This is a genomic window from Gluconacetobacter asukensis, assembly GCF_014174375.1.
Classification (GTDB): domain Bacteria; phylum Pseudomonadota; class Alphaproteobacteria; order Acetobacterales; family Acetobacteraceae; genus Gluconacetobacter; species Gluconacetobacter asukensis.
Window position 1 is genome coordinate 209,278 of sequence record NZ_JABEQE010000002.1, and the last position, 14,712, is coordinate 223,989.

General features: G+C 65.2%; 15 protein-coding genes and 1 tRNA gene. 7 read left to right on the forward strand and 9 right to left on the reverse strand.

Features of this window, described 5'->3' with window-relative positions; genetic code table 11:
- The first annotated feature begins 3 nt into the window (after positions 1-3).
- Positions 4-651, forward strand: coding sequence for a phosphoribosylanthranilate isomerase (locus HLH35_RS03275; RefSeq protein ID WP_182977769.1), 648 nt, complete (start codon positions 4-6; stop codon positions 649-651).
- Here the strand turns inward: HLH35_RS03275 and HLH35_RS03280 are convergent.
- Both HLH35_RS03280 and HLH35_RS03285 read right to left on the reverse strand, forming a co-directional pair.
- On the reverse strand, positions 636-1,007 hold the full coding sequence (locus HLH35_RS03280; protein ID WP_182977770.1) for a hypothetical protein: 372 nt from the start codon (positions 1,005-1,007) through the stop codon (positions 636-638). The two genes, HLH35_RS03275 and HLH35_RS03280, sit on opposite strands and share 16 nt — an antisense overlap.
- A gap of 170 nt (positions 1,008-1,177) precedes the next feature.
- Positions 1,178-1,675 (reverse strand): DciA family protein, encoded by a 498-nt coding sequence (locus HLH35_RS03285; protein ID WP_408870086.1) that lies wholly within the window; start codon positions 1,673-1,675, stop codon positions 1,178-1,180.
- Between the two features lie 9 nt (positions 1,676-1,684).
- Between HLH35_RS03285 and mutY the strand changes: the two genes are divergently transcribed.
- From mutY to hemH, 3 genes are all read left to right on the forward strand, one after another.
- Positions 1,685-2,752 (forward strand): A/G-specific adenine glycosylase, encoded by a 1,068-nt coding sequence (gene mutY / locus HLH35_RS03290; RefSeq protein WP_338029282.1) that lies wholly within the window; start codon positions 1,685-1,687, stop codon positions 2,750-2,752.
- A 201-nt stretch (positions 2,753-2,953) separates the two neighbouring features.
- A complete protein-coding gene (locus tag HLH35_RS03295; RefSeq protein ID WP_182977990.1) occupies positions 2,954-3,100 on the forward strand; it encodes a hypothetical protein in 147 nt (48 codons plus the stop codon).
- Between the two features lie 92 nt (positions 3,101-3,192).
- Complete coding sequence (gene hemH, locus HLH35_RS03300; RefSeq protein WP_182977772.1) at positions 3,193-4,230, forward strand: ferrochelatase; 1,038 nt, start codon at positions 3,193-3,195, stop codon at positions 4,228-4,230.
- 46 nt (positions 4,231-4,276) lie between these two features.
- On the opposite strand, the gene HLH35_RS03305 is transcribed toward hemH, so the two are convergent.
- The 4 genes from HLH35_RS03305 to ppdK all read right to left on the reverse strand — a co-directional run bounded on the left by HLH35_RS03305 (position 4,277) and on the right by ppdK (position 9,187).
- Positions 4,277-4,615: a hypothetical protein gene (locus tag HLH35_RS03305; RefSeq protein ID WP_408870089.1), complete on the reverse strand. Its 339-nt coding sequence runs from the start codon at positions 4,613-4,615 to the stop codon at positions 4,277-4,279.
- A gap of 187 nt (positions 4,616-4,802) precedes the next feature.
- Complete coding sequence (locus HLH35_RS20140) at positions 4,803-5,402, reverse strand: hypothetical protein (RefSeq protein WP_182977773.1); 600 nt, start codon at positions 5,400-5,402, stop codon at positions 4,803-4,805.
- Positions 5,403-5,525: 123 nt separating this feature from the next.
- Positions 5,526-6,377: a pyruvate, water dikinase regulatory protein gene (locus HLH35_RS03315; RefSeq protein WP_182977774.1), complete on the reverse strand. Its 852-nt coding sequence runs from the start codon at positions 6,375-6,377 to the stop codon at positions 5,526-5,528.
- Between the two features lie 125 nt (positions 6,378-6,502).
- The gene (ppdK, locus tag HLH35_RS03320; protein WP_182977775.1) at positions 6,503-9,187 is read right to left on the reverse strand and encodes a pyruvate, phosphate dikinase; all 2,685 of its coding nucleotides are present in this window, start codon (positions 9,185-9,187) and stop codon (positions 6,503-6,505) included.
- A 266-nt stretch (positions 9,188-9,453) separates the two neighbouring features.
- Between ppdK and HLH35_RS03325 the strand changes: the two genes are divergently transcribed.
- Both HLH35_RS03325 and HLH35_RS03330 read left to right on the forward strand, forming a co-directional pair.
- Positions 9,454-9,630: a DUF3311 domain-containing protein gene (locus HLH35_RS03325; protein WP_182964735.1), complete on the forward strand. Its 177-nt coding sequence runs from the start codon at positions 9,454-9,456 to the stop codon at positions 9,628-9,630.
- Entirely contained in the window at positions 9,630-11,108 is a 1,479-nt protein-coding gene (locus tag HLH35_RS03330) for a sodium:solute symporter family protein (RefSeq protein WP_182977776.1), read from the forward strand. The genes HLH35_RS03325 and HLH35_RS03330 overlap by 1 nt, the downstream gene beginning before the upstream one ends.
- A gap of 20 nt (positions 11,109-11,128) precedes the next feature.
- Here the strand turns inward: HLH35_RS03330 and HLH35_RS03335 are convergent, their stop codons facing one another.
- Positions 11,129-12,265, reverse strand: coding sequence for a glycosyltransferase family 61 protein (locus tag HLH35_RS03335; RefSeq protein WP_182977777.1), 1,137 nt, complete (start codon positions 12,263-12,265; stop codon positions 11,129-11,131).
- Between the two features lie 342 nt (positions 12,266-12,607).
- On the opposite strand from HLH35_RS03335, the gene HLH35_RS03340 reads away from it, so the two are divergent.
- Entirely contained in the window at positions 12,608-13,714 is a 1,107-nt protein-coding gene (locus HLH35_RS03340) for a rhamnan synthesis F family protein (protein WP_182977778.1), read from the forward strand.
- Positions 13,715-13,875: 161 nt separating this feature from the next.
- Here HLH35_RS03340 and HLH35_RS03345 read toward each other — a convergent pair.
- Positions 13,876-13,952: transfer RNA gene (locus HLH35_RS03345), tRNA-Pro, on the reverse strand.
- A 118-nt stretch (positions 13,953-14,070) separates the two neighbouring features.
- The gene (locus HLH35_RS03350) at positions 14,071-14,652 is read right to left on the reverse strand and encodes an LOG family protein (RefSeq protein ID WP_182977779.1); all 582 of its coding nucleotides are present in this window, start codon (positions 14,650-14,652) and stop codon (positions 14,071-14,073) included.
- Positions 14,653-14,712: the final 60 nt, after the last annotated feature.

Consider the following 14,712-nt stretch of genomic DNA (forward strand, 5'->3'; position numbering starts at 1 on the left):
CCGATGGCCCATCCCATCGGCATCAAGATCTGCGGCCTGACCGAGCCCGAGGGGCTGGAGGCCGCGATCGCCCATGGTGCCGACTGGGTGGGGTTCGTCTTCTTCGCGCGGTCGCCCCGCGCCGTCACGCCGATGCAGGCAGCAGCTTTGGCAGCCCGCGTGCCATCCGGCGGCCCGCGCCGCATCGGCCTGTTCGTCGCACCGGATGACGATGCGATCGCGGCAACGCTGGATGCCGTCGCGCTGGACGGGTTGCAGATCTACGCCCCCATGGCGCGCGCGCTGGAAATCCGCGAAAAATTCCGCCTGCCCGTCTGGCACGCAAACGGCGTCACCACAGCGGACGACCTGCCCGCCACGACGCCTCTGGACGGGCTGGTGATCGAATCACGCCCTCCAGCCGGGGCGAACCGGCCCGGCGGCAATGCGCAGCCGATCGACTGGACCATCACGAAAAACTGGCAGGCCCCCGTTCCCTGGATGCTGGCAGGCGGGCTTACGCCCGAGACCGTCGCCCGGGCGATCGCCCTGAGCGGCGCACCGGCGGTCGATGTCTCATCCGGCGTGGAAAGCGCGCCGGGCCGCAAGGACGCGCGTCTGATCGCGCGCTTCATCCAGGCGGCCCGGCAGGGCGCTCACCAGCGCCCGTAACCGTACGGATAGCCGTACACGGGGTACGGATAGGCGGGGTAGACCGGATAAGCCGGGTAGGCGGGATAGGCGTATGCCGGCGGATAATAGCGGTACCGGTACCCGTAACCGTAATAGGGCGAGGCAAGCGCCGAACCGGCCAGCACCCCGGCCCCGAACCCGCCGAGTCCCCAGCCCCAGCGCGGCCCCCAGCCGCCCCCACGCCAGCCCCAGCCGCCACCCCAGCCCGGCCCGCGTCCCCAGCCACCGCCACCGTGCCAGCCCCAGCCGCCATGCCCCCACGCCATGGCCGAGGTCGAAGATAATGGTCCCGCTACGGCCAACGCCGCCGCCAGCAGGAAAGCCATCTTGCGCATCGAAATTCTCCCTTCCAGCAGGAATAGGTCACGTCATCATGTCGGCAGGACAGGCGGCATGGTAAACCCGTCCGGCATGCACGATCACGGGATCGCGGTCCGCCTTCCTGTCGGTACACGGGCCATCCGGCGCCCCGATCCCGGCCTTTTTGTGGCAATCACGCCAGCCCTCAGCGACGTCCGGCACGCTCGCGGATACGCGCGCCCAGGGCGGCCAGCGCATCCTTCAGCGGGCCGTCCTCCATATCGGGAATCGGCACCGGCGGGGGCGGATCGCGCGGCGCGGGGCGCGGGGGTGGGGCCGCCCCCGCGACTAGGTCCTGCACCAGCTTCAGCGACCGCACGGTGCCATGCCCGCAGGAGCGGTTGACGCGGGCGATCAGTTCGGGCGCCAGATGCTGCAATTCCATCGCCACCGGTCCGGCGCAGCCCAGCGTCAACACCCCGGCCGACAGGCGGCGCGGCACGGTGCAACGGGCCAGATCCGGGCCGACAATCTCCGCCCAATCGGTCATCACCTGCGCCAGCGCAGCCGGATGCCGCCGAAAGGCCGGGCGGGCAACAGCCGGAATCAACGCCCCCAGGCTGCGCATCGTCAGCGCGCGCCGCGGTTCGGGCGGGGGTGCGGCCATGCCCGCGCGCTTGCCGTCGGTCCGATCCTTCGCCATAAGCGCCCCGTGCCTCCTTCTTCCGCCGCCCTGCTGCGCTGGTACGACCGCCATCGCCGGACCCTGCCCTGGCGGGCCCTGCCCGGCCGGACAGCCGATCCCTATCACGTCTGGCTCAGCGAAATCATGCTGCAACAGACGACGGTGGCGGCGGTCATTCCCTATTACCACCGCTTTCTCGACCTGTTTCCCACCGTCGGCGATCTGGCGCGGGCCGAATCCGACACGGTCATGGCCGCTTGGGCGGGTCTTGGCTATTACGCAAGGGCGCGCAACCTGCATGCCTGCGCCCGGGCCGTGGCAGCGGTCGGCGGCGGCTTTCCACGTGACATGGCGGGCCTGCTGGCGCTGCCGGGGGTGGGCACCTACACCGCCGCCGCTATCGCCGCCATCGCGTTCGGCCAGCCGGTGGTGCCGGTCGACGGCAATGTGGAGCGCGTGACCAGCCGGCTGTTCGCCCTGACCGATCCCCTGCCCGGATCGCGCAAGACCATCGCCCGGCACGCCGCGACGCTGAACGATTCCACCGAGGCCCGGGCGCGGCCATCCGATTTCGCCCAGGCCCTGTTCGATCTCGGGGCGGGCATCTGTACCCCGCGCCAGCCGGCCTGCGCGCTGTGCCCCTGGCGGGAGCCCTGCGCCGGCCTCCGCCAGGGCATCGCCGCCAGCCTGCCGGCCAAGGCGCCGCGCGCCGCCCGACCGGTACGCCATGGCGCGCATTTCCTGCTGACCGACGCAGGCGGCCAGATCCTGCTGCGGCGCCGGCCGGAAAAGGGATTGCTGGGCGGCATGCTGGAACTGCCGGGCACCGAATGGCGCCCCACGCCCTGGCGCGAGGCCGAAGCCCTGCCTTTCGCCCCGGCCCGCGCAGACTGGCGCGCGGCCGGGCGCATCACGCACGTCTTCACCCATTTCACCCTGCATGTGGACGTCTATGCCGCCCATGTCGGGCATTTCCCCAATACAATCGCCCGCATCGGCGGCATGGCCGTGCCCCATGCCGATCTGGATACGCTGGCCCTGCCGTCGCTGATGCGCAAATGCGTGGCCGCCGCATGGCCCGAACGCGCGACCTGATAAAAGCGCAGGGCTCCTGCCGCAGCCGTTCCGTCACTCGCCTGTCATTTTTTCTTGACGATTCATAAAGCGGCAAGCTTGACTGATCAGGCGGTCCGGACGGCCTGCTCCCAGGATCCGATCCCGCCGCAAATGCCTTCCGGCAAGCGAAACCCGCCAGGATTCCTCGGCGGCGCGCCGTTTCCGGAGGGGATGGAGAGCATGATGACCGTCATTACCGCGTTTCTGTCGTCATCCCTGCCGGTCCTGAGCCTGTGCCTTGCCATGGGCTGTGCCGCATTGCTTGCATGGCGCAACGCCCCGACACCCCAGCCGGTTCCCGTACGCGTCCGTTCGCGGCGTCGCTGATTACGCGCGTCACCGCGTTCCGTTCCGCCGGCATCAGTTCTGTCCGGATCCGTTTTGCCAGCATCGGGCGGGTCCTGTAGCATCCCGGCCCGATGACCTTCCTCACCGTCCGCCCGGGCGCTTCCATCGCCCCGTCCCGTATCGGCGTCCTGCTGACCAATCTCGGCACGCCCGATGAGACCGGCTATGGCGCCGTGCGGCGCTATCTGGCCGAATTCCTGTCCGATCGGCGGATCATCGAGGCCCATCCGGCCCTCTGGCAGCCGATCCTGCGCGGGCCGATCCTGACCCTGCGTCCACGCCGCACCGGCAGCGCCTATCGCCGTATCTGGAACGAGGAACGAAACGAGAGCCCGCTGCGTACGTACACGCGGGCACAGGGCGAAGCCCTGGCCCAGCGCCTGGCACCCGATGGCGTGGCGGTGGAATGGGCAATGCGCTACGGTACCCCTTCGATCGCATCAGGCATTGCCGCCCTGCTGCGCCGGGGTTGCGAACGGGTGCTGCTGCTGCCGCTTTACCCGCAATACAGCGCCACCACGACCGCCACCGCCAACGATCAGGCCTTCCGCGCGCTGATGCGCCTGCGCAACCAGCCGGCGGTGCGCACCGTGCCGGCCTTTCCCGATCATCCGCTCTATATTGCCGCGCTGGCCCGCTCCGTCCGCGAGACGCTGGCCGGCCTGCCCTTCGCCCCGCAGCAGATCGTGGCCTCGTTCCACGGCCTGCCGCGCGCCTATGTCGAACGCGGCGACCCCTATGCCGAGGAATGCACCCGCACCATGGCCGCGCTACGGCAGGCCCTGGACATGGATGAGACGGCAATGCCGCTGACCTACCAGTCGCGGTTCGGGCCCGCGCGCTGGCTGGAACCCTATACCGCACCGCTGATAGCGGGGCTACCGGCCCAGGGCATCACGCGCGTAGCGGTGATCATGCCCGGCTTCATGGCCGACTGCATCGAGACGCTGGATGAAATCGGCAACGAGGTCCGGTCGGAATTCCTGGGCGCCGGCGGCACCGATTTCGTCCTGATTCCCTGCTTGAACGCCGCCCCCGCCGCCATCGACCTGCTGGAGGCCCTGACACGGCAGGAACTGGCGGGCTGGCTGCCGGCGCGGCCGGCATAACCACGGACCGGGACCACTATCGGGCGATCCCGGTCGTGCCCACGCCTCAGTGCGGGGCGCCAGGTGCCTGCGGATGTTCCGCGTCCCACAGCGTGGCTTTCTGCTCGTCCGTCTTGCGCTGGCGATAGCGCTCCATCATGCTCAGATGCGGATCGACCGGATGCTCCTTGTCATACAGGGCCGCCTTCTCCCGCAGCCCCTTGCGGTATTCATGGCGGGTATACATGCCGGCGGCACAGCCCCCGACCGCACCCAGCACGGCATGATGGTTGGCCACATGACCGCCGACCGCACCGACCGCGCCATATTTCAGGCACCCACCCGGTTCGGCACGCGCCCCTGCGGCGAGGCCAGTCGACAGCAGGCCGGCAATCAGCAGCATCATCATGCCGCGCGTCTGGATCTTCTTCATCAGTCCTGTCCATGCTCCAATGCCGGGTGGTGGATGAAAACGCCCCCTTCCCCGACAATGTCAGTTTAAGACATAGTATGTCATGATAATGGCGTCAGCGTTCGCGCTCAAAAATCCCTGACGGAATCGCGGTTCCACACGACTCTGCCTCGTCAGCACATCAAGGGCTGTCACAGCTTTCGGTCAATGGATTGAAGAAACGGCCACCCGTGCAGGTCACGGTAGGCGAGGGCGCCTGGGGAAGAGGCGCAGGCGGTGCATTAGGCTGGGCTGCATATGGCTGCGCGGGGTAAGGCTGCGCAGGATAAGGGTAGCCATAGCCCGCAGGCGGATAGGCGCCGCCCTCGTACGCCGGCGGAGGGTAGTCGTCGTAATCAGCACCGTACCCATCGTCGTACGCACCATAAGCCGCGGCCCCGGCAGCCATGCCGAACATCGTGCCGAACGCCAGCGGCCAGCCCCAGCCTCCATAATAGCCGCCGCCCCAGCCGGGATAGCCCCAGCCACCCCAGCCGCCACGATAACCACCATAGCCGCCATACCCACGGTAATAGCCGCCACCGCCGCGATAGTAGCCTCCGCCGCCCCGATAGCCTCCGCCACCGTGCCAGCCACCTCCACCACCGCCACGATAGCCGCCGCCACCACCAAAGCCGTGGCCACCACCGCCACCACCATGCCCGCCACCGCCGCCGTGCTGAGCCAGGGCCCCGGCCGGCGCCATTGCCACACCCAGCATGAGCGTGGCCGCCCCTAACATCAGAAATCGCCGCATGTGCCGAATTCTCCCGCGTTTCCAATCCATATAGGCACGAAAGATGGTGTTTTTCAGATGGGGGAGGTATCGATATGTAACGCCAACTTCCGGACCCATGCCATATGGCTATGGCCTGTTTTCGGCGCGGCGCTCTTCCCAGTCGGCCATCAGGCCCATGATCGCGGCCGACGTTTCCTCGATCGAACGACGGCTGACATCGACCAGCGGCCAACCGTGACGGGCGCACAGGCGCCGGGCCCAGCGAACCTCCTCCTCGACCCGTTCGGGGTCGATATAGGGATTGCCGGTCCGCAGCAGCAGTTCGGACCGGCGGTCGCCCATCACATCCAGGCGATGGCGGCGGATGCTGATCAGCACGTCGGGATCGATGGTCAGCCCCACGATCGGGCGCTGGACATGCAGCAATTCATCCGCCAGCGGCAGATCGGGAATCAGGGGCACGTTCGCCGCCTTGACCCCGCAATTGGCCAGATAGAAGGAGGTCGGCGTCTTCGAGGCGCGCGAGATGCCGACCAGCACGACATCCGCATGGGACAGGCCGCCAATCTCCTGCCCGTCATCATGCGCCAGCACGAAATGCATGGCGTCGATCCGACGGAAATAGGCGTCGTCCATCACATACTGACCGCCTGGGCGGCCGATCGCCTTCTCGCCCAGCTCGTCCTGCAGCACGGCGGTGACCGGGTCCAGCACGTTGACCAGCCGCACCTTGATATGCGCGCAGCCGATCGTCAGCTCATGTTGCAGCCGCTGATCGACCACCGAGGACAGGACCGGCCCCCGATCCTGCTCGATGGCCTCCAGCACCCGCCGCAACTGGGAGCGGGTACGGATCAGGTTCCAGCGATGGCAGGTGACTTCGGCATGGCTGAACTGGGCGATCGAGGCCCGAACGACGGAATCCAGCGTCTGTCCGGTCGCATCCGACACCAGATGCAGCACGATGTGATGCGACATGGGGGCAAGCGGGCTCCGCCATCGGTCTCCGGGCGGCCCAGGCCATCCCGAAGAATGGAACAATCAGAAAAGCCGGCCCTGCCGCTCCCGCGAACGATGCGGGTGCGGCAGGGCTGGAACGACGGTCAGCGAACCTGCGCGGCCGGCGCCAGTGCGTCACGCGCGGCCAGCGCGGCCTGGGCCGCCGCCAGACGGGCGATCGGCACCCGGAACGGCGAACAGGACACGTAATCCAGCCCGACGGATTCGAAGAACCCGATCGACGCCGGATCGCCGCCATGCTCACCGCATACGCCCAGCTTCAGGCCCGGCTTGACGCTCCGCCCCTTTTCCGCGCCCATGGAGACGAGCTGGCCCACACCTTCCTGATCGATCGAGATGAACGGATCGCGCGCGATCAGGTCATGCTCCAGATAGAAGGGCAGGAACGTACCCACGTCGTCGCGCGAGAAGCCGAAGGTCGTCTGCGTCAGGTCATTGGTCCCGAACGAGAAGAAATCGGCCTGCTGCGCGATCCGGTCAGCCGTCAGCGCCGCGCGCGGCAGCTCGATCATGGTGCCGATGCTGTAGTCCAGCACCGCGCCCGTCGTGGCCAGCACCTCGGTCGCCGCCTGTTCGACGATGGTACGGGTCCGGCGCAGTTCGCTTTCCATGCCCACCAGCGGGATCATGATTTCCGGCACTACCGGCTGACCCGTTTCGGCCGACACGGCAATCGCCGCCTCGATGATCGCCCGGGTCTGCATGGCGTACAGCTCCGGATAGGTCAGCCCCAGCCGGCACCCGCGATGACCCAGCATCGGGTTGGATTCCGACAGCGCCGCCTTGCGCGTCGCCACCGCTTCCAGGCTTTCACCCATGGCGGCCGCGACCTCGGCCAATTCGGCCTCGCCATGCGGCAGGAACTCGTGCAGCGGCGGGTCCAGCAGGCGGATCGTCACCGGCAGCCCCGCCATGATGCGGAACAGGTCCTGGAAATCCTGGCGCTGGAAGGGCAGCAGCGCGTCGATGGCGCGGACGCGCGTCGCCGCGTCGCCGGCCATGATCATCTGCCGCACGAAGCCGATCCGGTCCGGGGCGAAGAACATGTGCTCGGTCCGGCACAGGCCGATGCCCTCGGCACCGAAATGGCGCGCGGTCTGCGCGTCGTCCGGCGTTTCGGCATTGGCGCGGATCTTCATCCGGCGCACATTGTCGGCCCAGCCCATCAGGGTGGAGAAATCGCCCGACAGGGTCGGCTCGATGGTCGCCACCTTGCCGGCGAAGACCTCGCCCGTGCCGCCATCCAGGGTGATCCACTCGCCCTCATGCAGCACCGTCGCACCGACCGACAGCGTCTTGGCCTTGTAGTCGACATGGATGCCGCCGGCACCGGCCACGCAGACACGACCCATGCCACGCGCCACCACGGCGGCATGCGAGGTCATGCCGCCACGGGTGGTCAGCACGCCACGGGCGGCGTGCATGCCATGCACATCCTCGGGCGACGTCTCGATCCGGACCAGGATCACATCCTCGCCCCGCGCGGCACGGATTTCGACATCTTCGGCACTGAAGACGATCGCGCCGCCGGCGGCACCCGGCGAAGCCGGCAGGCCGCGGCTGAGCATCGTGCGCGGCGCGTTGGGGTCCAGCGTCGGATGCAGGAGCTGATCGAGCGACGAGGGCGGAACGCGGCGGATCGCTTCCTCGTGCGAGATCAGGCCTTCCTCGGCCATCGCGATGGCAATGCGCAGGGCCGCGGCCGCCGTGCGCTTGCCGGTGCGGGTCTGCAGCATGTACAGGCGGTTGTTCTGGACGGTGAATTCGATGTCCTGCATGTCACGATAGTGACGCTCCAGGATATCGCGCACCGACAGCAGCTCGGCGTAGGCCTCGGGCAGCGCGCGTTCCATCGACAGCTCACCCTCGCGGGCCCGCTGCTGGGACATCGGCTGCGGCGTGCGGATACCCGCCACCACGTCCTCGCCCTGCGCGTTGATCAGGTACTCGCCGTAGAAGACGTTCTCGCCGGTCGAGGGATCGCGGGTGAAGCAGACGCCGGTGGCGCAGTCCTGGCCCATGTTGCCGAACACCATCGCCTGCACGTTGACGGCGGTGCCCCAGCTCGCGGGAATGTCATGCAGGCGGCGATAGGTATTGGCGCGCGGGTTCATCCACGATCCGAACACCGCGCCGATGGCGCCCCACAGCTGCGCATGCGGGTCCATGGGGAACGGCGCGCCGGTCTCGCGCTGCACGATCTCCTTGTAGCCCACCACGACATCCCGCCAGTCCTGATCGGTCAGCTGGGTGTCATCCTGCACGCCGGCGCCGCGCTTGGTTTCCTCGATCAGGTCCTCGAAGCGATGGTGCGACACGCCCAGCACGACCGAGCCATACATCTGGATGAAGCGGCGATAGCTGTCCCAGGCGAAGCGCGCATCGCCGGAATTGGCGGCCAGCCCCTCGACCGTCTCGTCATTCAGGCCCAGGTTCAGCACGGTATCCATCATGCCCGGCATGGACACGCGCGCGCCCGAACGGACCGACACCAGCAGCGGCGCCGCCGGATCGCCGAAACGCAGGCCAAGCGCGCCCTCGATCCCGGCCAGCGCCGCCCCGACCTGCGCGCGCAGGTCCTCGGGATAGGCGCGGCCATTGTCGTAGAACGCGGTACAAACCTCGGTCGTGATGGTGAAGCCGGGCGGGACAGGCAGGCCGATCGCCGCCATTTCCGCCAGGTTGGCGCCCTTGCCACCGAGCAACTCGCGCATACCGGCACCGCCTTCATTCGCGCTGCCACCGAAACTATAGACCCACTTTGTCATAGCTCTCTCCTCTGCTCCGCCCATTCTACTGTGGAACGTGAACATCTCCTGGTCCGACGCCGCATACACGCACTGTTTGTTCTTGCTCTTCTCAGTCAGGACCCCACCGGGTTCTTCTAGCCGGAAGGCGCATCAATTACGATCCTTTTTCACGCGACTGCTCTCCTCCTGGCCCCGCGAAAGCTGCCGGTTGACATGCCGACAGGGATGGGCAACCTCGTCGTTCGATGCCCGCAATCAATCAAGAAAATAAGGCCACAATCGGGATGAAAAAGCTGTACCTGGCTCTCCTACTGCCCTTTATCGGGTTGCTATGGCTTCCGTTCTATGACCGAACGGAACCAACCCTGCTGGGTTTCCCTTTCTTTTACTGGTACCAGTTCGCCTGGGTGCCGGCGACGTCCCTGCTGGTGTGGGTCGTCTGGAAGCGGGACGCACGCTGATGACATCGCACGTTCCTTCCACCCCCGCACTGGTCGTCTTCATCCTGTTCTTCGCCATGACCATCGTGCTGGGCAGCACGGTGTCGTGGTGGCGCGGCCGGAGTCACAAGGGGCAGTCCGCTGCCCACGGGTCCGAGGATTGGGGCCTGGGCGGCCGCCAGTTCGGCACCTGGATCACTTGGTTCCTGGTCGGTGGCGATTTCTATACCGCCTATACCGTCATCGCGGTGCCCGCCCTGGTCTATGCGACCGGCGCGTTCGGCTTCTTCGCCCTGCCCTATACGATCATCGTCTATCCGTTCGTGTTCCTGGTCATGCCCATCCTGTGGCAGATCGCCCATGACGGACGGCACGCGACGGCGGCGGACATCGTCCGTGCGCGCTTCGGCAGCCGGGCGCTGGAACTGGCCATCGCCGCCAGCGGCCTGATCGCGGTCATGCCCTATATCGCGCTGCAGCTGATCGGCATCCGCACGGTCATCGAGGCACTGGGCCTGCCGGGCGAAATCCCGTTGATCGTCGCCTTCATCTCGCTGGCCGCCTATACATGGCTGGGCGGCCTGCACGCGCCCGCGCTGACCGCCTTTATCAAGGATATCATGATCTATATCGCGGTCCTGGCCGCGGTCACGGTCATTCCCCTGCATCTGGGCGGCTACGGCGCCATGTTCGCCACCGCGGCGCAGCACCTGCCCCACCCGCCGGAAGGCCATGCCCTGATGCCGGGCCAGAGCGTGCCCTATGCCACGCTCGCCCTGTCGTCGGCGCTGGCGGCCTTCCTCTACCCGCATACGCTGACCGGCGTGCTGGCCGCGCGCTCGGCCGACACGATCCGCAAGAACGCGGTCATGCTTCCGGCCTATACGCTGCTGCTGGGCCTGATCGCCATGCTGGGGCTGATGGCCCATGCGGCCGGGGTCGTGACCACCAACACCTCCTCGATCGTCCCCAGCCTGTTCACGACGATCTTCCCCGACTGGTTCACCGGCTTCTGCTTCGCCGCGATCGCCGTCGGCGCACTGGTCCCCGCCGCCGTCATGGCGATCGGCGCCGCCAACCTGGTGACCAGCAACATCTCGCCCGGCCTGCGCAACAATGTCCGCGCCTCGCGCCTCATCGCCCTTGGCATCAAGCTGGGCGCGCTGGCCTGCGTGCTGTTCCTGAACGCCCATTTCGCCATCGACCTGCAGCTTCTGGGCGGTCTGTGGATCCTGCAGACATTCCCGGCACTGGTGCTGGGCATCACCAAGCTGCGCTTCTCCGCCCCGGCAATGCTGGCTGGCTGGGCGGTGGGCACGCTGTACGGCACCTATGTCTGCTTCCATGACGGGCTGAAGCCCACCCACATGCTCTCGATCGGCGGCATGCACCAGCTGGTCTCGACCGGCCTGCTGGCGCTGCTGGTGAATATCGGCACCGTGGTGGTGGTCAGCCTGCTGGTCCCCGGCCGCAGCCGGAAAGGGGCCACGACCGCCTGAACGGGCCGTCGGGCGGTGCCTTACGCTGCGCCGTCCGACACCAGGACCGGCCGCGTGCCGCACGACCACAGGCCCGACACCCGGCGCAGCACCCGCGCCACGTCGATCCCGGCCTCCCAGCGGGCGACATGATCCTGTCCTGTCGCCCCGGTCGGATACAGATCCGCCCAGTAATTCAGATGCCCGCGCATCGCCATCGCCAGGAAGCATGGATTGGCATGGTGATCGGGCACCAGTTCGTAGACCAGGGTGCCGGGTCGGCAGAATCCGATATTGGTCATGCCGGCCCCCAGGGGCCCCACCACCATTGCCGCCGCACGGAACAGGTCGATCTGCTCAGCGACCGGCATCCGCTCGGGCCTCACCACGCAGAACCCCTCCGCCGCCAGCGCCGCCGCCAGCAGGCCCTCGTTGGGGATCGCACGATTGCCCGCCCCACCCCGGTCGACATACAGCCGCAACCCCCGCCGACGGGTGACCGGCACCCGCGCCGCCATCCGCGGGAAAACCGACTGGCATAGCCGCGACAGCGCGAAATCGGCCGCCCCGGCCACGATATTGCAATAGACTACGCGATCCAGCCGGTACTGGCGCCCGGCCGCCAGTACCTGCCGGCCACCGCCATCCGCACCCAGCAGATCCAGCGTCTGGCGCTGCCACGGCAGCAGATCGGGCAGCAGCCAGGACAGCCGCCCCCGGCGACGAATCTCCGGCCGGTCCGACAGGGCCGCCATCACCGGCAGGGCATGCATCATCCAGTGATAGTAATTGCCCGGCCAGTGGTCGCTGCACGGCACTGCCATCCCCGGCCCCGCATGGCGGATCAGGCGGGCACGATCGACCCGCAACGCCGCCAGCAATTCGGGAGGCTGGAGGTAGCAGGTCTCCGCCACCAGATCTCCGTCCTTGATCAGCACCCGGCTGTCCACGTCATATACGACATCGCGCAGGACATGGGCCGTCAGCCCGACCGGCGTACTGACCCAATCAAGAAACGGGTTGGTAGCGCCATTGCGCCGCGCATCGGCCGGCGCAAAACGCGCGGCACGCGCTGGACAGGACTCAAGCAGCACCGAGGATTCGGCAATGTCCGCCAGCCGCACACGGCCGGGAGGGCGTCGGGAGCGGCGCAGGTGCCGCAGCAGCGAGAAGACCATGATCGTGCCAGCATGACGGCAAGAGATTGACCGCCCCTTAAGAGCCCACTTCAGAAACGACGCTGGCACCGGGCCCTGCATTCCGAACCTTGGAGCGGACATACAGGGCGAGAATCAATATTGCAGTAAATGTAACCAATTTCTTTAAACGGTAACATATTCCGCTGAAATGTAATTCATTTTGCGCCCACAAAATCAGAAATGATATAATTATCAACCACTACCACCAAGAAACACGTAGAAATTTACACAAATTAGAACTCAACATTTATCCGAAGAGCCCATATTTATATCCACATTCATTTTTAACCAAAAAAAGTATCATTACAGGAAGAAAAAGAAATGCCTTTCCTCAAGTCGATATATAGAGAATATCATATCGCAAGGAAATTCGTTTCCAGGTCATTTTTTCGCAGGATATTTATAGACCTGAACATAAAGCGGCAAAAAGAGCTGCTGAAATCCTACAAATCCGACATAAAAGATGTTATCGAATTATCCATATTGCCTTCCGACATCTATTGTATATTTGTTTATTATGAATTAGCCGAAGATGTATCGGATAGCGTAAAAAGAGTTATCCTGGAACTGAGAAGACATGATGTGAACATCATTCTGGCCTGCAACCATGAAATGACGATTACCCAAAAGGAATTTTTTATAGAAAACTGTTCCGCAATAATCTTCAGAGGCAACCAGGGATTCGATTTCGGCGCATATAAAGACGCGATACAGTATCTCGACAGACCGGTTTCCCGACTCATCATCATGAATGACAGCGTGTTCTTCTCAAGCCATGGGCTGAAGGAGATGATTCAAAGATTGCTTGGTCCTGAAGACGTTATTGCCGCATATGAAAACTGGAGCGGGACCGAGCACCATCATCTTCAATCATTCTGCCTCTCTGTTTCGGGACACGTCTTCAACGCCAGAAGCTTCAGGCAATTCTGGAATACGTATATTCCCGTCAACAATCGGGTTTATGCCATCGAACATGGTGAGAAAAAATTGTCACAGGCCATATTGAATGCGGCGCGTGACACGCATGTCATATACTCCGTCTCCGCACTTTATAAAAAACTCAAGGACAAAAAATTACCTCTTCGCGAGGAACCGTTTCTTCTTCCTCGCCCCTGGCGCGACCGGATATTCGAAACCGATCATACGGAACCGTATGATTACATTGCGACAAAGACAGTCGAACTAATCAATATCACCTCACCCATTCATGCCGGGGCCTATTATTTTCCCTCGGCCCTGGGCTCGCCGCTCTTCAAAAAAGACATCGTCTACAGGCACAGGTTTGATTTCTGGGAGGTAGAAACCTGGATACCCGATATCATGAGCGAAGACGATGCCGATGAATATCTGACCATCCTGCGCAAGCGGGGAGACGAGAACAAGCTCTCCCGCCTTGACCGGATCAAGTACGATCTGGGCGTGAAGTAATCTCTCGCATCCCGGAAAGGCACGATGACGCGGGCACCAGCGTCCAGACTGCAGCGGATTCGGCCGGGGATGACGCAAGCATGGCCCAGGCGGATGGTGCCGGCCTACGCGGCCATATCACCGCCCCACGGCGGCATTTTCCGCCTGACATCTTGGAAGTCTGGTCGGAGTGAGAGGATTCGAACCTCCGGCCCCTGCGTCCCGAACACAGTGCTCTACCAGGCTGAGCTACACTCCGAACTCGTGTGGGGGCTATACATGCCCTCCCGCCTCTCCGCAAGGGCCCCCGCCCCAACTAATCGCCCGGGCGGCCGTTTTTTGTCATGCCGCCGTCATATCCGGGCTGCCGGCCAGCCCTACAACCGGCTGGCATCATCGACGACCGGGCTGCGGATCACTGCCCCCAATCGTTCCATCGTGGTGGCCACGTCGGGCACGACCTCGAACAGATCCAGCGCGCTGGACTCGGCAAAGCCATTTTCCACCGCCGCCCGCAGCATGCCCAGCATCGGGTCGGCCCACCCCGCCACATTGACGATGAAGATCGGCTTGTCATGCAGCTTCAACTGCCGCCAGGTCATGATCTCGATCGTCTCGTCGAAGGTGCCCAGCCCGCCGGGCAGCACGACGAAGGCGTCGGCACGGGCGAACATCAGCTGCTTGCGACTGTGCATCGAGTCGGTCACCGTCAGGTCGGTTACGCCCTGATGCATCACCTCACGCGCCTCGAGAAAGGTAGGGATCACCCCGGATACCGCGCCGCCGGCCTCCAGCGTCGCATCCGCCACCGTGCCCATCAGCCCGACATCACCACCGCCATAGACCAGCCGCATGCCGGCTTGGCCGAGCCGGTGCCCCATTTCGCGCGCGGCCTCCTGAAACACGGGCCGGGCCCCGAAACGCGACCCGCAGAATACAGCGACGGCAGCAACGGACATGGATTCGTTATCCTCCAGAAGGTGGGTCATGCGCGCGATCGGCCCCGCCCGACCCCGCCG

Bases quoted from the DNA above. Each gene is read 5' to 3' on its own strand.
- HLH35_RS03275 (WP_182977769.1), top strand. From the start codon at position 4: ATGGCCCATCCCATCGGCATCAAGATCTGCGGCCTGACCGAGCCCGAG.
- hemH (WP_182977772.1), top strand. From the start codon at position 3,193: ATGACCTTCCTCACCGTCCGCCCGGGCGCTTCCATCGCCCCGTCCCGT.
- HLH35_RS03295 (WP_182977990.1), top strand. From the start codon at position 2,954: ATGATGACCGTCATTACCGCGTTTCTGTCGTCATCCCTGCCGGTCCTG.
- HLH35_RS03315 (WP_182977774.1), bottom strand. From the start codon at position 6,377: ATGTCGCATCACATCGTGCTGCATCTGGTGTCGGATGCGACCGGACAG.
- HLH35_RS03285 (WP_408870086.1), bottom strand. From the start codon at position 1,675: ATGGCGAAGGATCGGACCGACGGCAAGCGCGCGGGCATGGCCGCACCC.
- HLH35_RS03350 (WP_182977779.1), bottom strand. From the start codon at position 14,652: ATGTCCGTTGCTGCCGTCGCTGTATTCTGCGGGTCGCGTTTCGGGGCC.
- HLH35_RS03325 (WP_182964735.1), top strand. From the start codon at position 9,454: ATGAAAAAGCTGTACCTGGCTCTCCTACTGCCCTTTATCGGGTTGCTA.
- ppdK (WP_182977775.1), bottom strand. From the start codon at position 9,187: ATGACAAAGTGGGTCTATAGTTTCGGTGGCAGCGCGAATGAAGGCGGT.
- HLH35_RS03335 (WP_182977777.1), bottom strand. From the start codon at position 12,265: ATGGTCTTCTCGCTGCTGCGGCACCTGCGCCGCTCCCGACGCCCTCCC.
- HLH35_RS03340 (WP_182977778.1), top strand. From the start codon at position 12,608: ATGCCTTTCCTCAAGTCGATATATAGAGAATATCATATCGCAAGGAAA.
- HLH35_RS03330 (WP_182977776.1), top strand. From the start codon at position 9,630: ATGACATCGCACGTTCCTTCCACCCCCGCACTGGTCGTCTTCATCCTG.
- HLH35_RS03305 (WP_408870089.1), bottom strand. From the start codon at position 4,615: ATGATGCTGCTGATTGCCGGCCTGCTGTCGACTGGCCTCGCCGCAGGG.
- HLH35_RS20140 (WP_182977773.1), bottom strand. From the start codon at position 5,402: ATGTTAGGGGCGGCCACGCTCATGCTGGGTGTGGCAATGGCGCCGGCC.
- HLH35_RS03280 (WP_182977770.1), bottom strand. From the start codon at position 1,007: ATGCGCAAGATGGCTTTCCTGCTGGCGGCGGCGTTGGCCGTAGCGGGA.